The sequence below is a fragment of the Streptomyces sp. AC602_WCS936 genome (assembly GCF_019049125.1).
Taxonomy (GTDB): Bacteria; Actinomycetota; Actinomycetes; order Streptomycetales; family Streptomycetaceae; genus Streptomyces.
This window is the reverse complement of sequence record NZ_JAGMUF010000066.1, coordinates 257,041-274,661: the sequence shown is the minus strand read 5'-3', so window position 1 is coordinate 274,661 and position 17,621 is coordinate 257,041. Positions and strand designations below refer to the sequence as shown.

The window sequence follows — 17,621 nt, the reverse complement described above, 5'->3', positions numbered from 1 at the left end:
CCGGACCGGGGCCGCCACCGCCCGCCTCACGCCTCCTTCGGCGCCGCCTGCTGCACCACCTCGAACGACCACACCGTGGACCCGCTCGCCGCGGGCTTCGGCCGCTCCCCGCCCTCCGAACCGCCGCCCTGGTGGGCCGCCTTCATCGGACCCTCCATCCACGCCTGGAACGACGCCTCGTCGCGCCACCGCGTGTAGACGAGGTAGTTGTCGGTGCCCTCCACCGGCCGCAGCAGCTCGAACCACTCGAAGCCGTCGGAGCTCTCGACCGCATGGGCCCGCGAGGCGAAGCGCTTCTCCAGCGTCTCGCGCTGCTCGGCGGGGACGGTCAGTACGTTGATCTTGACTACGCTCATGGCCCCATCCTGCCCCATGCCCACGGCGCCGCCGTCAGCACGGCTCGCGCCAGACCCCGAGCTCCGGCCGCTTCCGCATCGACGACAGCCCGAGCCTGCGCGACTCGGCACAGAAGCGCCGGGTCGGCTCGCCGTACTCCACGTGGAAGACCGCCTTGCCCGCCGCCACGAACGGAGCGAGCCGCGCGCACTCGCCGTACTCGGCGCACTGCTCGTTGACGGCGAAGTCGAAGTCGTCCACGAGCTGCGGAATCTGCGGCAGGTCGTTCTTCAGGCCCACCGCGAGACCGCGCTCGTGGGCGATGGCGGCGATCATGCGGTTGTACGCCAGCTGGTCCCGGGCGGTCAGCGGGAAGCCGGTCTCGTCGCCGTAGCCCTCCACCAGGTCGGCCTCCACCGCGTCGAAGCCCTTGTCCCGGCACATGTCGAACCGCCGCTCCATGATCGGCCGCAGTACGGACAGCCGGCGGATGTCCAGCCAGCGCTCGCCCCGCCAGCCGTTGGGCTCGCCCAGCACGGACCGGGGAAAGGCGTCCCGGTCGGGACGGAAGTCCTCCCAGGCACCCACGTTGACGTAGCAGATCACCTTGCGGCCGGCCCGGTGCAGCCGGGCCACGTCGGCGGCGTCGTTCTCGAAGCCGTCGATGTCGTAGACCGGGACGTCGGCCGACGGGTCGACCCGCCCGTCGAGCTGCCACTGCCAGGCCAGTCCCGGCCGGGGCCGCCACACCTCGGTGGCGGACGGCTCCGGTGGCGGCGGACCGTCCGTACCGGAACACCCGGCCACCACCAGGGCGGCCAGTGCGGCCAGCGTCGCCGCGAACGCCCGTCCGCCCCGCCTCACGACTGCGCCCCGGTCAGTACGGGAGTCAGCCGCGCCCACGGATTGGGCAGCTCTCCCGGAACCGGCCCGGACACCGCCGCGCCACGCTCGCGCGCGGTGCGCACGGCGAGCGGGGCCAGCGCCTCGGGCACCCCGTACACCAGGTGGCAGAACCGCTCCGGCCGGTGCCGCAGTGTCCAGTCCGGCCGGCTGAACGCGGACACGTACACCGACCAGGGCCCCTCGAAGGTGACGAGGAGATCCGCGATCCGCGCGTAACCCGGTGCGGGGTGGACCCCCGGATTGAGCACGACGGTCGTCGAGCCCCGCCGGCGCAGCGCGCGCACCGTCGCCCGGTACGCGGCGAGTTCGGTCGCCGCCGAACTCACCCGGTCCAGGAAGCACCCGTCGGCCCCGTACCACTCCCGGTGCCGCCGGGCGTCCTCGGCGACCTCGGCCGCCGCACGCGTGCCGTAGTCCGTGTCGACGTAACCGAGCAGCCGGGCGCCCGCCGCGCGCAGCGCGCCGGCCACCGAGGCGAAGGCGGGGTCGGGCACGTCACCCGGACCGTTCGCGGGGTTGAGGACGACCCCGTACGTGCGGTCGGCCGCCGTGATGAGCCGGTGCCACGAGCCCGGGTCCTCGGCCGGGTGGACGTACAGCGGGATCAGCAGGCTCACGACGGACGGTCGCCTTCCAGGGGCCGGGACGGGGCGCCGGCCGACCACAGGGCGGCCAGCGACTCGTCCAGCGAGTACGACGGCCGCCAGTCGAGGGCGGTGCGGGCGGCGCTGATGTCGGAGCACTGCCAGGACACCTGCTCCGATCGCGCCGAGCCCGCGCCCTGTTCCTCGATCCGGCCGCGGAAGCCGGCGATGCCCGCGAGCGTCCGCACCAGCCGGCGCACCGGCACGGCCTCGCCGCCGCCGACGTTCAGCACGGACGGCAGCGGCCCGGTGGCGGTGACCGCGCGCTCGGCGGCCCGCGCGACGTCGCGTACGTCGACGAAGTCCCGGTACGCCGACAGGTCGCCCAGCCGCAGCACCGCGTCCGGGTCCGTGCCCGCCGCGCGCAGCAGGCCGGTGACCCGGCCGGGCAGACCGGTGGCCGGCGCGCCGGGCCCCACCGGGTTGCCGACCCGCAGGACCACGGCGTCCAGCTCCGAGGCGGCGACGGTGACGGTGCCCGCCAACTTGGTGGCGCCGTAGGCGGTCAGGGGCCGGGTCGGGGCCGACTCCGGGACGGCGACCCGGTCGGTGCCCGGACCGTACTCGGCGGCCGACCCCAGGTGGACCAGGCGGGCCGCGGGACGTGCCCGGCGCAGCGCCGCGCACAGCACGGCCGGCCCGCGGGCGTTGAGCTCCGCGAGCGTCACCGGATCACCGCCGGTCGCGCCCGCGCAGTTGACCACGGTGTCGACGTCCGCCGCCGCCAGCACCTCCGTGAGCCGTTCGACGGTGTCGGTGGCCAGGTCGACGGGCAGGTCGGCGGCGGGGGAGCGGCCCCCGCCGAGGACCCGCGCGCCGGGCAGGGCGCGCAGCCGCTCGGCGACATGGCCGCCCAGATATCCGGTGGAACCCAGGACGAGGATGCGCATGCGGTGCTCAGGCTCCCTTGAGCAGCAGGGACTTGCGGCTGGTGAACTCGGCGTTGGCCCGGTCGTAGTCGTCGGGGCGACCGATGTCGAGCCAGTAGCCGTCGAAGTCGTAGGCGTGCGGCGGGTTGCCCGACTTCAGCAGGTCGAGCACCAACTCGTCGAAACCCAGAGGCAGTCCGGCCGTGTACCCGTCGAGCGTCGACCGGGACAGGCCGTACACGCCCATGGAGACGCGGTAGTCCATGCTCGGCTTCTCGGTGAAGGCGACGACCCTGCTCGCGTCCGTGGTCAGGACACCGAAGTCGATGTGCACCTTGCGCGCGTACGTGGCGATGGTCAGCTGCGCGGCCGAGGAGCGGTGCCGGTCCAGTACGTCGGCGTAGTCGAGGTCGGTGAGGATGTCGCCGTTCATCACCAGGAAGTGCTCCGGCAGCCGCTCGCGCATGGTGAGCAGCGGGCCCATGGTCCCCAGCGGACTCTCCTCGGTCGCGTAGTCGACGGTCAGGCCCCACTGCGAGCCGTCGCCGACGTAGGCGCGGATGATCTCGCCGAGGTGGCCTATCGCGATGGTGCAGCCGGTGAAGCCGGCCGAGGCGAGCTGGCGCAGGACGATCTCCAGGATGGCGTGCTGGTCGCCGATGGGTACGAGCGGCTTGGGCAGCGCGGTGGTGTAGGGCCGCAGCCGGACGCCCTTGCCGCCGGCCAGGATCACTGCGTGCATGAGGTTCCCCCTCGGTCAACGTGCCGGTCGTGGTCAGATGTTGTAGATGCCGGTCTTGTAGCGGGCGAGGTTGGCCGGGTCGCGGAAGAACTCCACGGTCTGCGCGAGGCCCTGCACCAGGTCGTGAGCCGGGGCCCAGCCGGTCGCCCCGCGCAGCCGGGTCGCGTCCGCGACCAGCCGCATCACCTCGGAGTTCGCGGGCCGCAGCCGCCGCTCGTCCTCCCGCACGTCGAGCGCGGTGTCCATCACCTTGCCGATGAGCGCGACCAGGTCGCCGACGGAGATCTCACCGCCGGTACCGGCGTTGAACGTACGGCCCACGACCCGCTCGGCGGGCGCGGTGCCGACCGCGAGGAACGCCTGCGCGGTGTCCTTGACGAAGGTGAAGTCCCGGGTGGGGCGCAGGTCCCCGAGGGTGATCGTCCGCTCCCCGGCCGCCACCTGGCCGATGACCGTCGGGATCACCGCCCGCATGGACTGGCGGGGCCCGTAGGTGTTGAACGGCCGCAGCGTCACCACCGGCGTGTCGAAACTGGCGTGGTAGCTGTCCGCCAGCCGGTCGCCGCCCGCCTTGGACGCGGCGTACGGCGACTGGGTGTGGATCGGGTGGTCCTCGGTGATCGGCACGGTCCGCGCGGTGCCGTAGGTCTCGCTGGTGGAGGTGTGCACCAGCCGGGGCGTGCCCTGGGCGCGCACGGCCTCCAGCACGTTCAGGGTGCCGGTGACGTTGGTGTCCACGTAGCTGTGCGGTGCCTGGTAGGAGTACGGGATCGCGATGAGGGCGGCCAGGTGGTAGACGCAGTCGGCGCCCTCGACGAGGTGGCGGACCGAGCCGGGGTCGCGGACGTCGCCGAGGACGATCTCGACCTGGTCGAGGACGTCGGGGGAGAGGGTCTCCAGCCAGCCGTAGGAGGAGAAGGAGTTGTACTGCGCCATGGCCCTCACCCGGTGCCCGGAGGCGACCAGCGCCTCGGTGAGGTGGGAGCCGATGAAGCCCTCGGCTCCGGTGACGGCGGCGAGCGGTGTGGCGGTCACGCGGGGTCCTTCCGGTCGGTGGATCGGTCGGCGGATCGGTGGGTGTATGGATGAGTGGGTCGCTGGGTGACCGGGTGCGGGGAGCGGCCCGCGCGGACCCGGCGGCGGTACGCCGGTCGCGCCGCGGCCTCACGCATGGGCCGCCGGCCGGCCCAGCAGCCGCAGCACGGCCGCCGTCAGGCAGAGCGCCGCGCCGCCGCAGCACAGGGCCAGGGCCGTCGCCGGACCCGGCGGGAGCCCGGCCAGCAGGGCCGTGCCGGCGCCGGCGGCTGCCGTCAGGCACAGGAGGGCCGGCAGCCAGGCCACGCCGAAGGCCTGGAGCAGCAGGGACGTCCACAGCACCGCCGCGAGCAGCAGCAGCGTGACGGGATCGGCGTCCACCAGGAGCGCGGCGGGCAGCAGCGGACCGAGGTAGGCCAGCAGGCAGCCGGCGAGGACGGCGGCGGACCGCACCCGGAAACCGGCGGGGGTGGCGGTGCTCCGCAGCGCGGCCACCGACAGACCCCGGTACCGGTACAGCAGCCACTCCGCCGGCCCCATGCTCAGCGTCAGCACGACCACCGCCCACGGATGATGACGGCCCGCCAGGAACACCAGCGACCCGGCGGCCAACCCGAACAGGCCGTACGGCAGCGAACTCAGCGGGTGCGGGCGGGCGGCGTTCGGGACCGGCGCGGCGACGAGCGCGCCGCGCAGCGCCCACCCCGCCGCGGTCACCGCGCCGAGGAGCGACAGCAGCGGCAGCCCCACCCGCAGGACGTCACCGGGGTCCCACCACGGCAGCGTCGCCGCACCCGCGATCACCGGAGCGAGCGCCGCCAGCAGGAGCCGCTCCCGGCCCAGCACCAGCAGCACTCCGGCCGCCGCGAGGTACCCCGACTGGACCGCCACCGACAGGGCCGCCGCACCGGACCCGGCGAGGGCCACCCCGGCCGCCGTCGCCGCGACGGCACCCGCGGGAGCCCCCTTCACCAGGGTGCGGCCCGCCTCCCGCCGCCCGGTCGTCAGGCGCAGGTACGCCCGGTGGCCCAGCGCCTGGTTCCACGCCCAGGACAGGAGGCCGGCCACCACCAGGGCCCGCACCGTCCCCTGCGCGGGCAGCAGGTGCCCCGCGAGCGCGTAGGCCAGACCCGGCAGCGCGAACAACGCGCCCCGCAGCGCGCACCGCACGTGGTCGGGCCGCCAGAGGTCGGCGGGGCGCGGGGGGTCCGGGAAGCTGCGCGGCACCCGCTCGTACAGCGCCGTCGCGAGCGAGAACAGGTCGCGGTGCCCGTACCGGTCCGCGATCACCTCGCCGGTCAGCCCCTCGGACTCCAGCAGCGCGGCCACCTCGTACGGATGGACGGCGGGCGCGACGCGGTCGGCGAGTTCGGCGGCCAGCCGGTCGACCGCTTCGCGCCGGGCGTCGTGGCCGGGACGGACCAGGGCGAGCGTGTGCTGGTCGGACGCGCGCACGGCGGGGGCGCGTTCGGTCGCCAGCCGGAGCGCCAGCGTGTCCTGTTCCGGGCCGCCCGGTTCGAGGGCCATGGGTCCGCTCATCCCGTCGCACTCCCCACCGCTGTCCCGCCCGCCGCGGCGAACGCGCCGTCGGCGACGGACACGGGCGCGGCCGCGCCGCCGAACGCCGACAGTTCCAGGTAGATCGACCGGAAGGTGTCGATGGTCTGGCGGAGGGTGAACTGCTCGATCACCCTCAGCCGGGCCGCCTCGCCCATCGCCCGGCGCCGCCCGGCGTCGCGCAGCAGCTCCAGTGCCGCGGCGGCCATGGCGGCCGGGTCGCGCGGCGGTACCACGAGCCCGGCGCCGCCGACCGCCTCCCGGACGCCGCCGACGTCCGTGGAGACCGTCGCCCGCCCGCACGACATGGCCTCGATCAGCGTGAACGGGAAACCCTCGCTGATGCTGGACAGCATCACCACGTTCCCGGCGGCGTAGGCGTCCTTGATGTCCTCGACCCGGCCCTCGAAGGCGACCGCGTCACCGTGCCCGAGCTCCGCCGCCAGCGCCTCGCAGCGCGCCCGGTAGGCCTCGCCGCCGCGTGGCGTGCCGCCGAACAACCGCAGCCTGGCGTCGGGCAGTTCGGCCCGCACCAGGGCGAACGCCCGTATCAGGGTCTCCAGGTCCTTGATCGGGTCGACCCGTCCGGCCCAGCTGAGCACGGGCCGCGCGGGCTCGGGTCCGGCGGGCGGGAACGCCGCCGGGTCGACGCCGTTGTAGACCGTGCGTATGGACTCCGGTGCCGCGCCGCCCTGTTCCTCCCACAGCCGGTTGTAGCGGTTGCCCGGGGTGATCAGGGCGGCCCGGCGGTAGCTCTCCTCGGCCAGCAGCCGGAAGAAGCCCAGCAGGAGCGCTTTCACCGGCCAGCGGTAGGGGGCGGTGCGGTAGCCGAGGTAGCGCTCGCGCAGGTAGACGCCGTGCTCCGTCAGCAGCAGGGGCACCCCGTGGCGTTCCAGCCCGGCCAGGCCCGGCAGCACGGCGACACCGCCGCTGACCGCGTGCGCCACGCCCTGTTCGGGGTACGGCGCCGCCAGCGGACGCAGGGCGTGCTCCAGCAGCGCGGTCGCGGTCACCGCGTCGTGCAGGGTGGGCCGGGCCTCGCGCACGGGCAGCCCCGGCCGGTTCCAGACCGACGTGAGGACGGAGATCGCCCGGTCGCCCCGCAGGAACGGGCTGAGCACGCCGTCCGCGGCGGCCCGCGCCAGCCGGTAGAGGGCGGGAGCGAACCCGTCCTCGGCACGCGGATCGAGCAGTGCGGTGACGAACCGCTCGTAGTCGGCGGCGAGCCGGCCGGCCCGGCGCCCACGGGGAGCGCGCCCCTGCGGAGCGGGTCCCCACATGGGGACGGAGACGACCCGGCCGACGTGCGCGGGGACGTCCCAGACCAGGGGTTCACGGCCGGTGCCGGTGACGGCTATGACGTCGAAGTCGAGGTCGGGCATGCCGGTGACGAGCTGGTCGCACCAGACGCTCACGCCGCCGTGACTGTGCGGGTAGGTGCCTTCGGTGAGCAGGGTGACGCGCGACGCGCCGGAGCGTCGCGCGCCGTGGGGAACGTGCATGGCTGTGCTCCACGGCCGAGGTGGGTGTGCGGTCCTTCGGTGACGTGCCGTGCTCAGCGCTGTGCGCCGTAGGGCACCGGGTCGGTCACGCCGGCCGGCACCCGGGTGCGGGGCGCGGTGGAAGCGACGGTGCCGGGGTCGGCCGGAGGGGTGGCTCCGTCGCCGGGCAGGGCGGCCGAGGACGGCAGGGTGAGGGCGAGCGTCCCGCCGGACGCGGGCGTCCAGCCCGAGAGTGCGCCGGCGTAGGCGTCGCCGAAGCCCGTGCCGCCCCGCCGGGTGCCCTCGGGCATCGTCGCCGTCACGGCCACCCCGTCGGGTGCCCGCACGGTGACGGTGTCGCCGACGCGGTAGGCGGTGACCTGCCCGGCGTCGACCGCGTCCCGCCAGGCGGCGCGGCGCTGCATCTCGACGCCGAGGTCCGCCATGCGTAGGTTCACCACGGGCGCGCTGTCGGCGAACAGACTGTCGTAGCCCTCCAGTACGCCGTCCAGGACGGGGTAGGCGATGCGGTCCTCGGCGAGGTTCGACTGGTGGATGAAGTGCGGCCTGGGATCGTTGGACAGGACGTGCCCGAGCGCGATGCGGGTCTCCAGCGGCACGATGTGCCCGGCGTAGCCGGTGGCCGGGTCCAGCGGGGCGGACAGGCAGGTGGACGTCGCGGGGTTGTCCTCGCAGATGCCGCTGCCGCCCTGGGCGCGGCTGGTGTAGATCCAGTTGTACTCGTCGACCTGCTCGGCCGCCCGGCCCGCGTTGTAGAAGACGTTCATCGGGTGGCGGGAGACCGTCGTGGCGCTGCCGACCCGCCGCTGGACGGGGTCGCGGGAGTTGTCCGAGGCGAGCCAGGCGATGCCGGTGTCCGTGAGGGCGGGGCCCAGGTTCGGGTTGTCCTCGGGCTGCTGCGGGGTGACCTTCAGGCCGGAGTGCTCGCCGGTCACCAACTCGTCGTTCTCCAGCGGCAGTCCGGCGCGTTCGCCCCAGACGCGGTTGGTGGCGATCTCGTCGGCGATCTCGTTACGGCTCACCCACAGGGTGCTGCCGTCGGGGTCGGTCGCGCACTTCCACGGGACGACGGTGACGTCCTGCCGGCAGCCCAGGAAGGCGTGCGTGTAGGTGTGGTTGATCCAGCGGAACCGGGCCCGGTCGGCGATCAGCTTGTCGGCGAGCGGGTCCGCGCCGCCGTTGTCCTGCCGGTGGTCGACGCTCCCGGAGCCGTTGTAGGCGAGGTCGAGGGTGAAGTCCCGGCTCTCCTGCCAGGCGGTGGCGTGGTCGACGTCGGCCGGGACCATGCGGATCGGGTTCGGTGTGCCCTCGCCCGGCGGGCAGTCCACGTCGCCCGGCGTGCAGTTCAGCTCGGTGTCCCAGCGGTCGTCGGCCGCGAAGACGTCGTCCACGTGCACGGCGAAGTAGTTGCGGTCGGCGCCCAGGTGGACGCCGCCGGTCATCCACTCCACGATGCCCCGGGCCAGCAGCCGGAACTGCTGCTGGTGCTGGTTGTAGACGAAGGTGACGACCAGTTCGCGCCGCCCGTCGTGCCGGTACTCGCCGACCAGGGAGCCCTTCGTGGGCCGCCCCGGGATCGCGGCCTGGACGTAGGGCACGAAGTCGGCGCCGGGCGCGGGTGTCGAGAGGTAGGCGTAGGACTCGCCCACGGTGGGGGAGTTGTCCTCGAACGGCACCGTTGCGTCCAGGTACCCGAAGGGTCCGGACAGCCCCGCCTCGGTCACCTCCGCGCGGACGCCGTCCACGCTGCCGGCGTACCCGGTGCCGACGGCGGGCTGGAGTCCGACCTCGGGGCGGGCGTAGGTGTAGGCGTCGACCTGCGGGATCTCGTAGGCGCGTTCGTAGTCGGCGAGCGCCGTCATCTCGGCGGAGCCCGCCGGGAAGGGGTTGTCGTTGGGCAGGACGACGGCCTGGAACCGGGCGCGCGGACGTCCGTCCACGGTGTCCGCGAGGAACCCGGCGTCGATCACGGGCCGGCCGGCGTCCCGCAGGTCGACCTCCGTGTACGGCGTGCCCGCGGTCTCCAGTTCGGCGGCGATCGCGTCGGTGGCCGGCCCGCCGTCGCTCACGACCAGCACCCGCAGGTCGATGCGCGGGGCCGGTGCGTCGGCGTGCACCGGCCCGGCCGGTAGACCGAGCGACGCGATCAGCGCGCCCACTGCGAGCGCCGTGGTGCGTATGGTCCGCTTCATGCGGTGAGATTCCCTCCCCCGGGCAGGGGCGGACGGGCTCCTGCCGGAGCCCACCCCACCCCGTGACCACGCCGTCGCCCCCCCTGAGACGCCGGTCGTCGACGTTTCCGTCGCGTCACATAGTGATGCGCGTGTGGAGCTTTTGTGTGCCCGCCGCGGAACTTGACGGAAAAGCACATGTGTCCATTTGCCCGGAACGGGCACGGCCATGAGCGGCCGGCCGACGCCGGACCGTGCGCGGCGGACGGGGGCATCAGGCCCCTGTGCTGCTGCGAGTCGGAGAGCGGCGACCCCGGAAGCGCCGCTTCCGGGGTCGCTTGGTGTCAGTGGTCTCGACCAGTGCGCCGACCGGGGCCGGAACGAGATCAGGTCAGTCGCGCCGTCGCGGTCAGGCGCACAGGACGCGGGTCTCGGGCGTGTGGACCGGGCCGCCGTTGACGCTCGTGCTGTCGCTGAACTCGACGTAGAAGTACGAGTAGAAGCCGATGTTGCCGTTGCAGCCGGAGTCGGCGGCGACCTGCAGGGTCAGGGTGACGGTGCGGCTCTGGCCGGGCGGGATGGTCGCGCCGTAGTTGGTGCCGAGGTTGGCGGGTCCGGTGCCGGTGCACGGGACGGCGCCGGCCTCCGAGGCCAGGCTGCACCCGGTGAAGGCGTACTTGAGGTCGGGCCGCTGCGTGGTCAGCCAGGTCGGGTCGATCGTCTGGTAGACGAACCAGATGTCGTACGTCTTGTTGTTCTTGATCGTCATCGACAGGTTCACCGTGCCGCCCGGCTGGGTGGTCGCCGCGTCGGTGGTGAACGTCAGCTCGGCCGGGGCGGGTTCGGCCGCGCTCGCGGAGGGCGCCAGGCCGAACAGGGCGAGGGCGATGATCGTGGCGAGGCCGAGGCGTCTCGTTCGTGTGGATCGCATGGCCCGGGAGATTAAGCACGGCCAGGCCGCACCGTCTGCACCGTCCGGAACGTGCGGAACGGGGCCCGGCTGGAAGTGTGTATACGGTGAAGGAGTTGTGACGGCACCGTCATGAGGCGTGGCGGTCGGCGTTCGCGCACGACAGGGCGTGGGTGAGGGCTGCGCGGCCCCGCGCCGTGCCGACCGTCCGGCGTCCTGGCGGCAATGGCGCATTCCGGGTGCCCGCCGGACGCTCCGGCGGCCCGTCAGTCCGTGGGGGTGACGAAGGCCCCCGCTCGCGCCGCCGCCGCGGCGGCATCGGCGGCGCGGTCCGCCGCCGCCTCGTCGAGCGGCTCGCCGGTGGTCAGCAGGCGGTAGTACAGGGGCGCCGAGACGGCGCGGACCACCTCGCGCGCGTCGGTGCCCCCGGGCAGTTCGCCGCGCTCGACGGCCTGCCGGGCGCAGGGCACCCACTCCGAGACCCGGGTCTCGTAGAACCGGTGCAGGGCCGTCGCCGCGCCGGTGTCACAGGTCGCGGCGGCGATCACCGCCTTGAAGAGTGCGCCCTGGCGCGGGTCGGCCAGGGTGCGCTGCACGAGGCGGGCGTTGGCGCGCAGGTCGCCGAGGAGGGTGCCGGTCTCCGTGCGGGGGAGCGACTGTTCCGCCATGTCGGCGAGCAGGTCGGCGACGAGGGCGACCGGAGTTCCCCAGCGCCGGTAGACCGTCGTCCTGCCGACCTCCGCGCGACGGGCCACGTCGGCGAGGTCGAGCCCGGTCAGACCGTGCTCGGCCAGCGCGTCACCCGCGGCCCGGAGCACGGCGGAGCGTACGCGCGCGGTGCGCCCGCCGGGACGGACGCTGCCCGGGTTCACGGCTTCAGACGTCATAACGGTACTCCGGTTCCATTAGTCGCTCACTCCTGTTAGTCTCTCAGCATCTTAACGGGATGTGTATCCCGTTAGGTTGCCGCGTGACGAAGGGGAGACGGTCATGGAATTCAGGAGACTGGGAGCATCCGGGCTCATGGTGCCCGAGCTGAGCTTCGGTGCCGGCACCTTCGGTGGCCGGGGTGAGCTGTTCGGCGCCTGGGGCACCACGGACGCCGCGGAGGCCCGCCGGCTGGTGGACATCTGCCTGGAGGCCGGGCTGAACATGTTCGACACCGCCGACGTCTACTCCGGCGGAGCGTCGGAGGAGGTGCTCGGCGCCGCGATCCGGGGCCGGCGCGACCAGGTGATCCTCTCCACCAAGGCCGGACTGCCCACCGGCGACGGTCCGGCCGACGCGGGCACCTCGCGCGCACGCCTGATCACCGCCGTCGACGGGGCCCTGCGCCGCCTCGGCACGGACTACATCGATCTCTTCCAACTGCACGCCTTCGACGCCGGAACCCCGGTCCAGGAGGTGCTCGCCACCCTCGACGACCTCGTACGGGCCGGCAAGATCCGCTACACCGGGGTCTCCAACTTCAGCGGCTGGCAGCTGATGAAGTCCCTGGCCGACGCCGACACCCACCAACACCAGCGCTACGCGGCACACCAGGTCTACTACTCCCTCGTCGGTCGGGACTACGAGTGGGAGCTGATGCCGCTCGGTCTCGACCAGGGCGTCGGTGCCGTGGTCTGGAGCCCGCTCGGCTGGGGCCGGCTCACCGGCCGCATCCGCCGCGGCACCCCGCTCCCGGCCGGCAGCCGGCTGCACGCCACCGCCGACTACGGCCCGCCCGTGCCGGACGAACTCCTGTTCCGAGTGGTGGACGCCCTGGACGCCGTCGCGGAGGAGACGGGCCGGACCGTGCCGCAGATCGCGATCAACTGGCTGCTGCGCCGCCCGACCGTCTCGTCGGTCATCATCGGCGCCCGCAACGAGGGGCAGCTGCGGCAGAACCTCGGCGCCGTCGGCTGGAGCCTGACCGAGGAGCAGGTGGCCAGACTCGACGCGGCGAGCGCGAGGACCGCCCCCTACCCGTACTTCCCCTACGAACGCCAGGAGGGCTTCGCCCGGCTCAACCCCCACCCGCTGCGCCACGTGGCCCCGTCGAAGGCCTGATCCGCGGCTCCCCGGCGGTGCGGGCCCCCATTGTCAGTGCCGTGCACAACAATGCGGGCAAGCGAGATCAACACCGGCCGGAGCGGGTAGGCGGTCTCGAGTCCCCTGTCCCGGAAAGGCCGCAGCCGATGCCGCTTACCGCCGTTCACGCGCAGACCGCCGACCCACGGGCGACCCGTCGCCGCGGGCCCCGCCCGTGCGGCCCGCTCAGCACCGCCGAGGCCGACGTCCTGCGCATCGTCGCGGACGCGCGCACCCCCGTGTTCGTGACCGTGCGCGAGGGCGGACGGCGCAGATACAGCTACTGGCGGCCACTGGACTCGGCGACCGGCCGGGGTGGCTGCTACGCGGCGCTGCCCACCGCCGAGTGCGACGGGCTGTACGCCGCCGGCCGGATCGCCCTCGGGGAGCCGCTGACCGACCCGGCCCGGACCACCCACCGTGTCACCGCCGTCCGGGCCGGGGCGACGGCGCCCGCGCCCGCACGCGCGGCGCGGGTCCGGGCGCGGGCGGCCTGACGGGACCGACGGCACGGGAGCGGCCGGTCCCCTCGACGGCCGACCGGAGCCCGCCGTCAGTGCGCCAGGGCGGCCCGGAGCGCGGGATCCGACGCCGTCCGCCACACCGAAGGCAGCTCCTCCTCACGCGCGCGGGCCCGCGCCCGCTCCTGGCCGAGCAGCACTCCCCAGGTGAACGCGGTCTCTCCGGCCGCGTGCGCCGCCACCGCCAGTTCCCGCAGCGCCTCCTGGGCGACGACGGAGTCCTGGTGGTCGCCCAGCAGTTGCTGGAGCCCCTTGGCGCGCTTGCCGAGGCGCTTGACGGGCTTGCCGAGTACCGGCCGCGCGACCTCCGTGGCGTAGCGCAGCTTCTTCGCCTCCTTGCGCGCCTGGTGCAGCGCCGCGTCCCGATCGGCCCCCGGCGGCAGTTCCAGCGCGTGCTCCACGCGCCCGGCCAGGCGGTCGTACTCCTTCAGCACCGCCCGGGCCATCGTCCGGGCGGGCTTGCCCGCGGCCCCGGCGCGCAGGGGCGGCTGCCGGAGCAGACCGTCCAGCGCGTCCAGGAGACGCAGATAGCGGTCCGAGGCCAGTGCCTCGCGGGTGTGCGCCCTGCTCTCCTCGCCCCCCGACACGTCCCACACCCGCAGCCGGGCGGCGGCGGGACCGAGCACCAGGTCCCCGGGCAGCCCGGCGAGCCCGGCGGTCAGGCGCTCGCGCAGCACCTCCTGATCCCGCTCCACCCCCAGCTCACCGGCGAGCCACTTCAGTTCCGCGCGCACCGGGTCGGTGACCCGCCGGTCCAGCACCGAACGGTAGGAACGCAGGCAGCTGCGCAGGCGGCGACAGGTGACGCGCATCCGGTGCACCCCGTCGGGCAGATCACGCCGGACGGCCGGATCCACGGCCACCAGGGTCGCGACCTGCCGCTCCAAGTACGCCAGCACGTACCGGCCGGGAGAACCCGGAGTCGTCGCGGTGGCATGCCCGGGTCGCCGCGCACCCTCCGCCGCGGCTCCGGTGTCCCGCAGCGCCCGGACGAACTTCGAAGGGCTGTCCGCCCGGTTGATCCCCTTCTTGCGGAACTTCTTCTCCACGGTGTCGAGCAGCCCGGCCCCCACGCCGTCGGCGAGTTCGACCTCCAGCTCCTGCCACTCGGCACGGCCGCCGCCGGGCAGCAGCGAGTCCGCGCGCACCTCGTCGATGCTCAGCTCCGCCAGCACCTCGCCCTCGGCGTCCCGCAGGTGCCGCACGGAACGGGTCGACCGGATCCGCATCACCGGTCGCAGGGGCGCGCCCCGGGTGCGGGACAGGAGCAACTCGCGCAGCACGTCCGGCACCTCGTCCGAGAGCGGTGCCCGCATCTCCTCCCGCGTGTCCCCGGCGAGCGGCAGCTTCAGGTGCCAGCCGGCGTCCGGCCCGCCCGTGCGCCGGCGCAACGTCGCCGAGGAGCCGGCCAGCCGCAGGTCGGCGGTGTCGTGGTACACCGCGTCCAACTCCTCGGGCCCCGACGCGGTGACCGAGGCCACGGGCCCGGCACCGGTGAGGTCCGGCAGTCCGCCGACGCCGGAGGAGGACGGCTCGTACTTTCGCTCTGTCTCGCACTTCGACTCGGTCATGCTCTGACCCTGGACGGTATCCGGCGGATCAAACGCGCCCGGCGGTGCCGGTGCCGCGCCGCGTCACCGGGCGGGCCCTAACCGCCGGGCACCAGCCAGGGTCGCGGGTCGGTGTAGTAGCCGTCGAGAACCACCTCGAAGTGCAGGTGGGGACCGGTGGACAAGCCGGTCGAGCCCACCCGGCCGATCGTCGTCCCGGCCTCCACGGACTGGCCCACGGCGGCCTCCAGGGACGACAGATGACTGTAGGTCGTCTCCAGCCGCTTGCCCTCGATGGTCCCGTGGTCGATCACCACGCGGTTGCCGTACGCGGCGGTCGACGCGGCGAACACGACGCGGCCCGGCCTCGCGGCGGCGACCGCCGTGCCCTGGGGCGCGGCGAAGTCCACGCCGGTGTGCAGTTTGGTCACGCCGGTCAGCGGGTGCTCCCGCGAGCCGTACGGCGAGGTGATGGTGAGCGGACTCACCGGGGCGGCGAGGAGTGCCCCCGCCGCCCGGCCCGCGCCGCCGGCGGAGTCGGCCCGGTCGAGCGCCTCGTAGCGCGGGATCAGCGCCTCCACCTCGGCGAGGTAGGCCGCGGCCGTCGGCGGGACGCGCCCCGCCTCCGTCACCGCGTCCGTTCCCTCCGCGTACGCGGCGAGGGTCAGATCGACGAGGTCCCCGTTGATCCTGCCCTCGGTGCGCAGTTCGGTCACCTTCTCGGCCAGGGCGCAGTCCCGCCGGCCGAGTGCCATGATCGCGTCCGCCGGATCACGGGGGGACGAGTCTCCATTGCCGTCGTCGTCCCCGCCCCAGGTCCGCCACTCGCCGTCGGTGAAGGCGGCGATGCCCTTCTGGCCCGAGAGTTCGTCCGTGTCGTCGCTCCAGCCGGAGAGCTGGTCGATCTGCGCGGCGAGTACCGACGGTTCCAGGACCGTGCAGGCCGAGGCCGCCTTGCGCAGCCAGGGGATGTAGGACGGGTCGATGTCGACCGCCGCCTGCTCCGCCTTCGCCTCCTGGGGCCACGGTGTCGGCAGACCGCCCGTCAGTGCCAGGAACGTGGCGACACCGGTCACGGTCACCAGGCCCGGGAGCACCAGCAGGGTGAAGGGCCCCGGACCGCGGCGCCCGCGCTTCGGCGCCGGTTCCTGTCGTCCGTGCTGCCCGGAGTGTTCTTCCGGCTGTTCGTCGTTCACCCGGCCGCCCGCCGGGACGTGATGCTCACGGACGGAGGGTAACGCCCGGTTCCGGCGTACCACACGGGACGCCGAGGCACGAAGCGATGCCCGAACAGGCAGAGCCGGAGGACCCGTACGGCCGGCTCCGCCCGTACGAAGGTCCCCTCCTGACCGTTGACCCCGCGGAAGACGCGAACTACCTTGCCGGACTAGACGAAGGTTAATGGACAGGTAGTCCATTAACTCGCAGTCATCAACTCGTCCGTCGACTTTTCCGGTAGCCACCTGGAGCCGCTGTGGTCGTTCGCCCCCTCCCGTCCCGACGTCCCCCGGTCCCGCGGCCCCCGGACCCGACCGCGTACGACCGGCGCCGCGCCTGGCTGATCCTCGTGATGGTCGTCGTCTTCATGATGATCAACTACGCGGACAAGTCCGTGCTGGGCCTCGCCGCGGTGCCGATCATGGACGAACTCGGCATCGACAAGAGCACCTACGGGCTGATCTCCAGCTCGTTCTACGTGCTGTTCAGCGTCTCGGGGCTGGTCGTCGGGCTGCTGTCGGCCCGCTGGTCGACGCGCACCATGCTCCTGGTGATGGCGGCCCTGTGGGCGGTGGCCCAACTGCCGGCCCTGGCGGCGACCGTCCCCGCGCTCGTCGCGGGGCGGCTGATGCTGGGCGCCGCGGAGGGGCCCGCCGCGTCGATGTCCATGCACACCCTCTACGGCTGGTTCCCGCCGGGACGGCGCGGCATGCCCTCGGCGTTGCAGATCGGTGGCGCGGCCCTGGGCACCGCCGTCGCGGCCCCGGTGCTGACCTGGTTCATCGTGCACCTGGGCTGGCGTTCGGCCTTCGTCGCGCTGGCGATCACCAGCGCCGCGTGGTGCCTGGTCTGGTACGCCGTCGGCAAGGACGGCCCGTACGCCGGTGCCGCGGGGGAGGCCGCCCCCGAGCGGGGCGCCTCCCGGCCCGCGGCCCGGACGCCGGCGCTTCCGCTGTCCCGGCTGCTGCTCAGCGGGACCGTCGTGGGCAGCGTCCTCAGCGCCTTCGGGTCCCACTGGGCGCTGGCCGTCTCCAGTGCCTGGCTGCCGGTCTACCTGCAGACCCAGCTCGACCTGACCGCGTCGACCGCGTCGGTCGCCCTCAGCGCGGTCTCGGTGCTCAGCCTGCTCCTGCTGCTGACCGCCCCGGCCCTCGTCGACCGGCGCAAGCGGCGCGGCCGGTCCGGCCCCGCTACCGACGGGCTCGCCCAGGGGGCGGCGGTCCTGGTGTCCGGCGCGGCGCTCGCCCTGCTGCCGTTCGCCGAGCAGCGCGCGGCGCAACTGGTGCTGGTGGCCGTGGCGTTCGCCGCCCACGCGGTGGCGATCCCGCTGCACTACGTGACCACGGCGGCCGTCGTGCCCGCGGCCCGGCGTGGCGCCGTCTTCGGCGTGGTCGCGGCGACCGGCACGCTGCCGGGCATGTTCGTGCCCTACCTCACCGGCCACCTGGTGGACGGCGCGGCCTCCGAGGCGGCCGGCTACTCGACCGCCTTCCTGCTGTCCGCGGCCGTGATGGCCGTGTGCGGCACGGTGGCGATGCTCGCCATCCGCCCGGACCGCGACGCCCGCGCCCTCGGCGGCGAGGGCTGAGC

The 17,621-nt window shown here is 74.0% G+C and carries 16 protein-coding genes; 3 read left to right on the top strand and 13 right to left on the bottom strand.

The genetic code is table 11. The features are described 5' to 3' along the window. Nucleotides 1-26: 26 nt before the first annotated feature. The 11 genes from KUM03_RS23010 to KUM03_RS22960 all read right to left on the bottom strand — a co-directional run bounded on the left by KUM03_RS23010 (nucleotide 27) and on the right by KUM03_RS22960 (nucleotide 11,559). Entirely contained in the window at nucleotides 27-356 is a 330-nt protein-coding gene (locus KUM03_RS23010) for an antibiotic biosynthesis monooxygenase (RefSeq protein ID WP_217251176.1), read from the bottom strand. Between the two features lie 34 nt (nucleotides 357-390). Further along, nucleotides 391-1,200: an endo alpha-1,4 polygalactosaminidase gene (locus KUM03_RS23005; RefSeq protein ID WP_217251175.1), complete on the bottom strand. Its 810-nt coding sequence runs from the start codon at nucleotides 1,198-1,200 to the stop codon at nucleotides 391-393. Continuing rightward, nucleotides 1,197-1,859, bottom strand: coding sequence for a spherulation-specific family 4 protein (locus KUM03_RS23000; RefSeq protein WP_217251174.1), 663 nt, complete (start codon nucleotides 1,857-1,859; stop codon nucleotides 1,197-1,199). The genes KUM03_RS23005 and KUM03_RS23000 overlap by 4 nt, the downstream gene beginning before the upstream one ends. Next, nucleotides 1,856-2,776, bottom strand: coding sequence for an NAD(P)-dependent oxidoreductase (locus tag KUM03_RS22995; RefSeq protein ID WP_217251173.1), 921 nt, complete (start codon nucleotides 2,774-2,776; stop codon nucleotides 1,856-1,858). The genes KUM03_RS23000 and KUM03_RS22995 overlap by 4 nt, the downstream gene beginning before the upstream one ends. A gap of 7 nt (nucleotides 2,777-2,783) precedes the next feature. Then, the gene (locus KUM03_RS22990) at nucleotides 2,784-3,497 is read right to left on the bottom strand and encodes a sugar phosphate nucleotidyltransferase (RefSeq protein ID WP_217251172.1); all 714 of its coding nucleotides are present in this window, start codon (nucleotides 3,495-3,497) and stop codon (nucleotides 2,784-2,786) included. A 33-nt stretch (nucleotides 3,498-3,530) separates the two neighbouring features. Beyond that, the gene (locus KUM03_RS22985; RefSeq protein ID WP_217251171.1) at nucleotides 3,531-4,532 is read right to left on the bottom strand and encodes an SDR family NAD(P)-dependent oxidoreductase; all 1,002 of its coding nucleotides are present in this window, start codon (nucleotides 4,530-4,532) and stop codon (nucleotides 3,531-3,533) included. Between the two features lie 129 nt (nucleotides 4,533-4,661). After that, nucleotides 4,662-6,071 (bottom strand): hypothetical protein, encoded by a 1,410-nt coding sequence (locus KUM03_RS22980; RefSeq protein WP_217251170.1) that lies wholly within the window; start codon nucleotides 6,069-6,071, stop codon nucleotides 4,662-4,664. Next, complete coding sequence (pelF, locus tag KUM03_RS22975) at nucleotides 6,068-7,591, bottom strand: GT4 family glycosyltransferase PelF (protein ID WP_217251169.1); 1,524 nt, start codon at nucleotides 7,589-7,591, stop codon at nucleotides 6,068-6,070. Before pelF ends, KUM03_RS22980 begins: the two co-directional genes overlap by 4 nt. A gap of 53 nt (nucleotides 7,592-7,644) precedes the next feature. Next, a complete protein-coding gene (locus KUM03_RS22970) occupies nucleotides 7,645-9,783 on the bottom strand; it encodes a hypothetical protein (RefSeq protein ID WP_217251168.1) in 2,139 nt (712 codons plus the stop codon). Nucleotides 9,784-10,171: 388 nt separating this feature from the next. Beyond that, nucleotides 10,172-10,693: a hypothetical protein gene (locus tag KUM03_RS22965; RefSeq protein WP_217251167.1), complete on the bottom strand. Its 522-nt coding sequence runs from the start codon at nucleotides 10,691-10,693 to the stop codon at nucleotides 10,172-10,174. A 245-nt stretch (nucleotides 10,694-10,938) separates the two neighbouring features. After that, on the bottom strand, nucleotides 10,939-11,559 hold the full coding sequence (locus tag KUM03_RS22960; RefSeq protein ID WP_217251166.1) for a TetR/AcrR family transcriptional regulator: 621 nt from the start codon (nucleotides 11,557-11,559) through the stop codon (nucleotides 10,939-10,941). Nucleotides 11,560-11,662: 103 nt separating this feature from the next. Between KUM03_RS22960 and KUM03_RS22955 the strand changes: the two genes are divergently transcribed. After that, entirely contained in the window at nucleotides 11,663-12,721 is a 1,059-nt protein-coding gene (locus KUM03_RS22955; RefSeq protein ID WP_217251165.1) for an aldo/keto reductase, read from the top strand. A gap of 128 nt (nucleotides 12,722-12,849) precedes the next feature. Next, complete coding sequence (locus tag KUM03_RS22950; protein WP_217251164.1) at nucleotides 12,850-13,239, top strand: hypothetical protein; 390 nt, start codon at nucleotides 12,850-12,852, stop codon at nucleotides 13,237-13,239. A gap of 56 nt (nucleotides 13,240-13,295) precedes the next feature. Here the strand turns inward: KUM03_RS22950 and KUM03_RS22945 are convergent, their stop codons facing one another. Together KUM03_RS22945 and KUM03_RS22940 are read right to left on the bottom strand one after the other, a co-directional pair. After that, entirely contained in the window at nucleotides 13,296-14,834 is a 1,539-nt protein-coding gene (locus KUM03_RS22945; RefSeq protein WP_217251163.1) for a CYTH and CHAD domain-containing protein, read from the bottom strand. A 77-nt stretch (nucleotides 14,835-14,911) separates the two neighbouring features. Continuing rightward, nucleotides 14,912-16,009 (bottom strand): M23 family metallopeptidase, encoded by a 1,098-nt coding sequence (locus tag KUM03_RS22940; RefSeq protein ID WP_217251162.1) that lies wholly within the window; start codon nucleotides 16,007-16,009, stop codon nucleotides 14,912-14,914. 278 nt (nucleotides 16,010-16,287) lie between these two features. Here KUM03_RS22940 and KUM03_RS22935 point away from each other — a divergent pair, with 278 nt between their 5' ends. Then, nucleotides 16,288-17,619, top strand: a complete 1,332-nt coding sequence (locus KUM03_RS22935; protein ID WP_217251161.1) for an MFS transporter — start codon at nucleotides 16,288-16,290, stop codon at nucleotides 17,617-17,619. The last annotated feature ends 2 nt before the right edge of the window (nucleotides 17,620-17,621 follow it).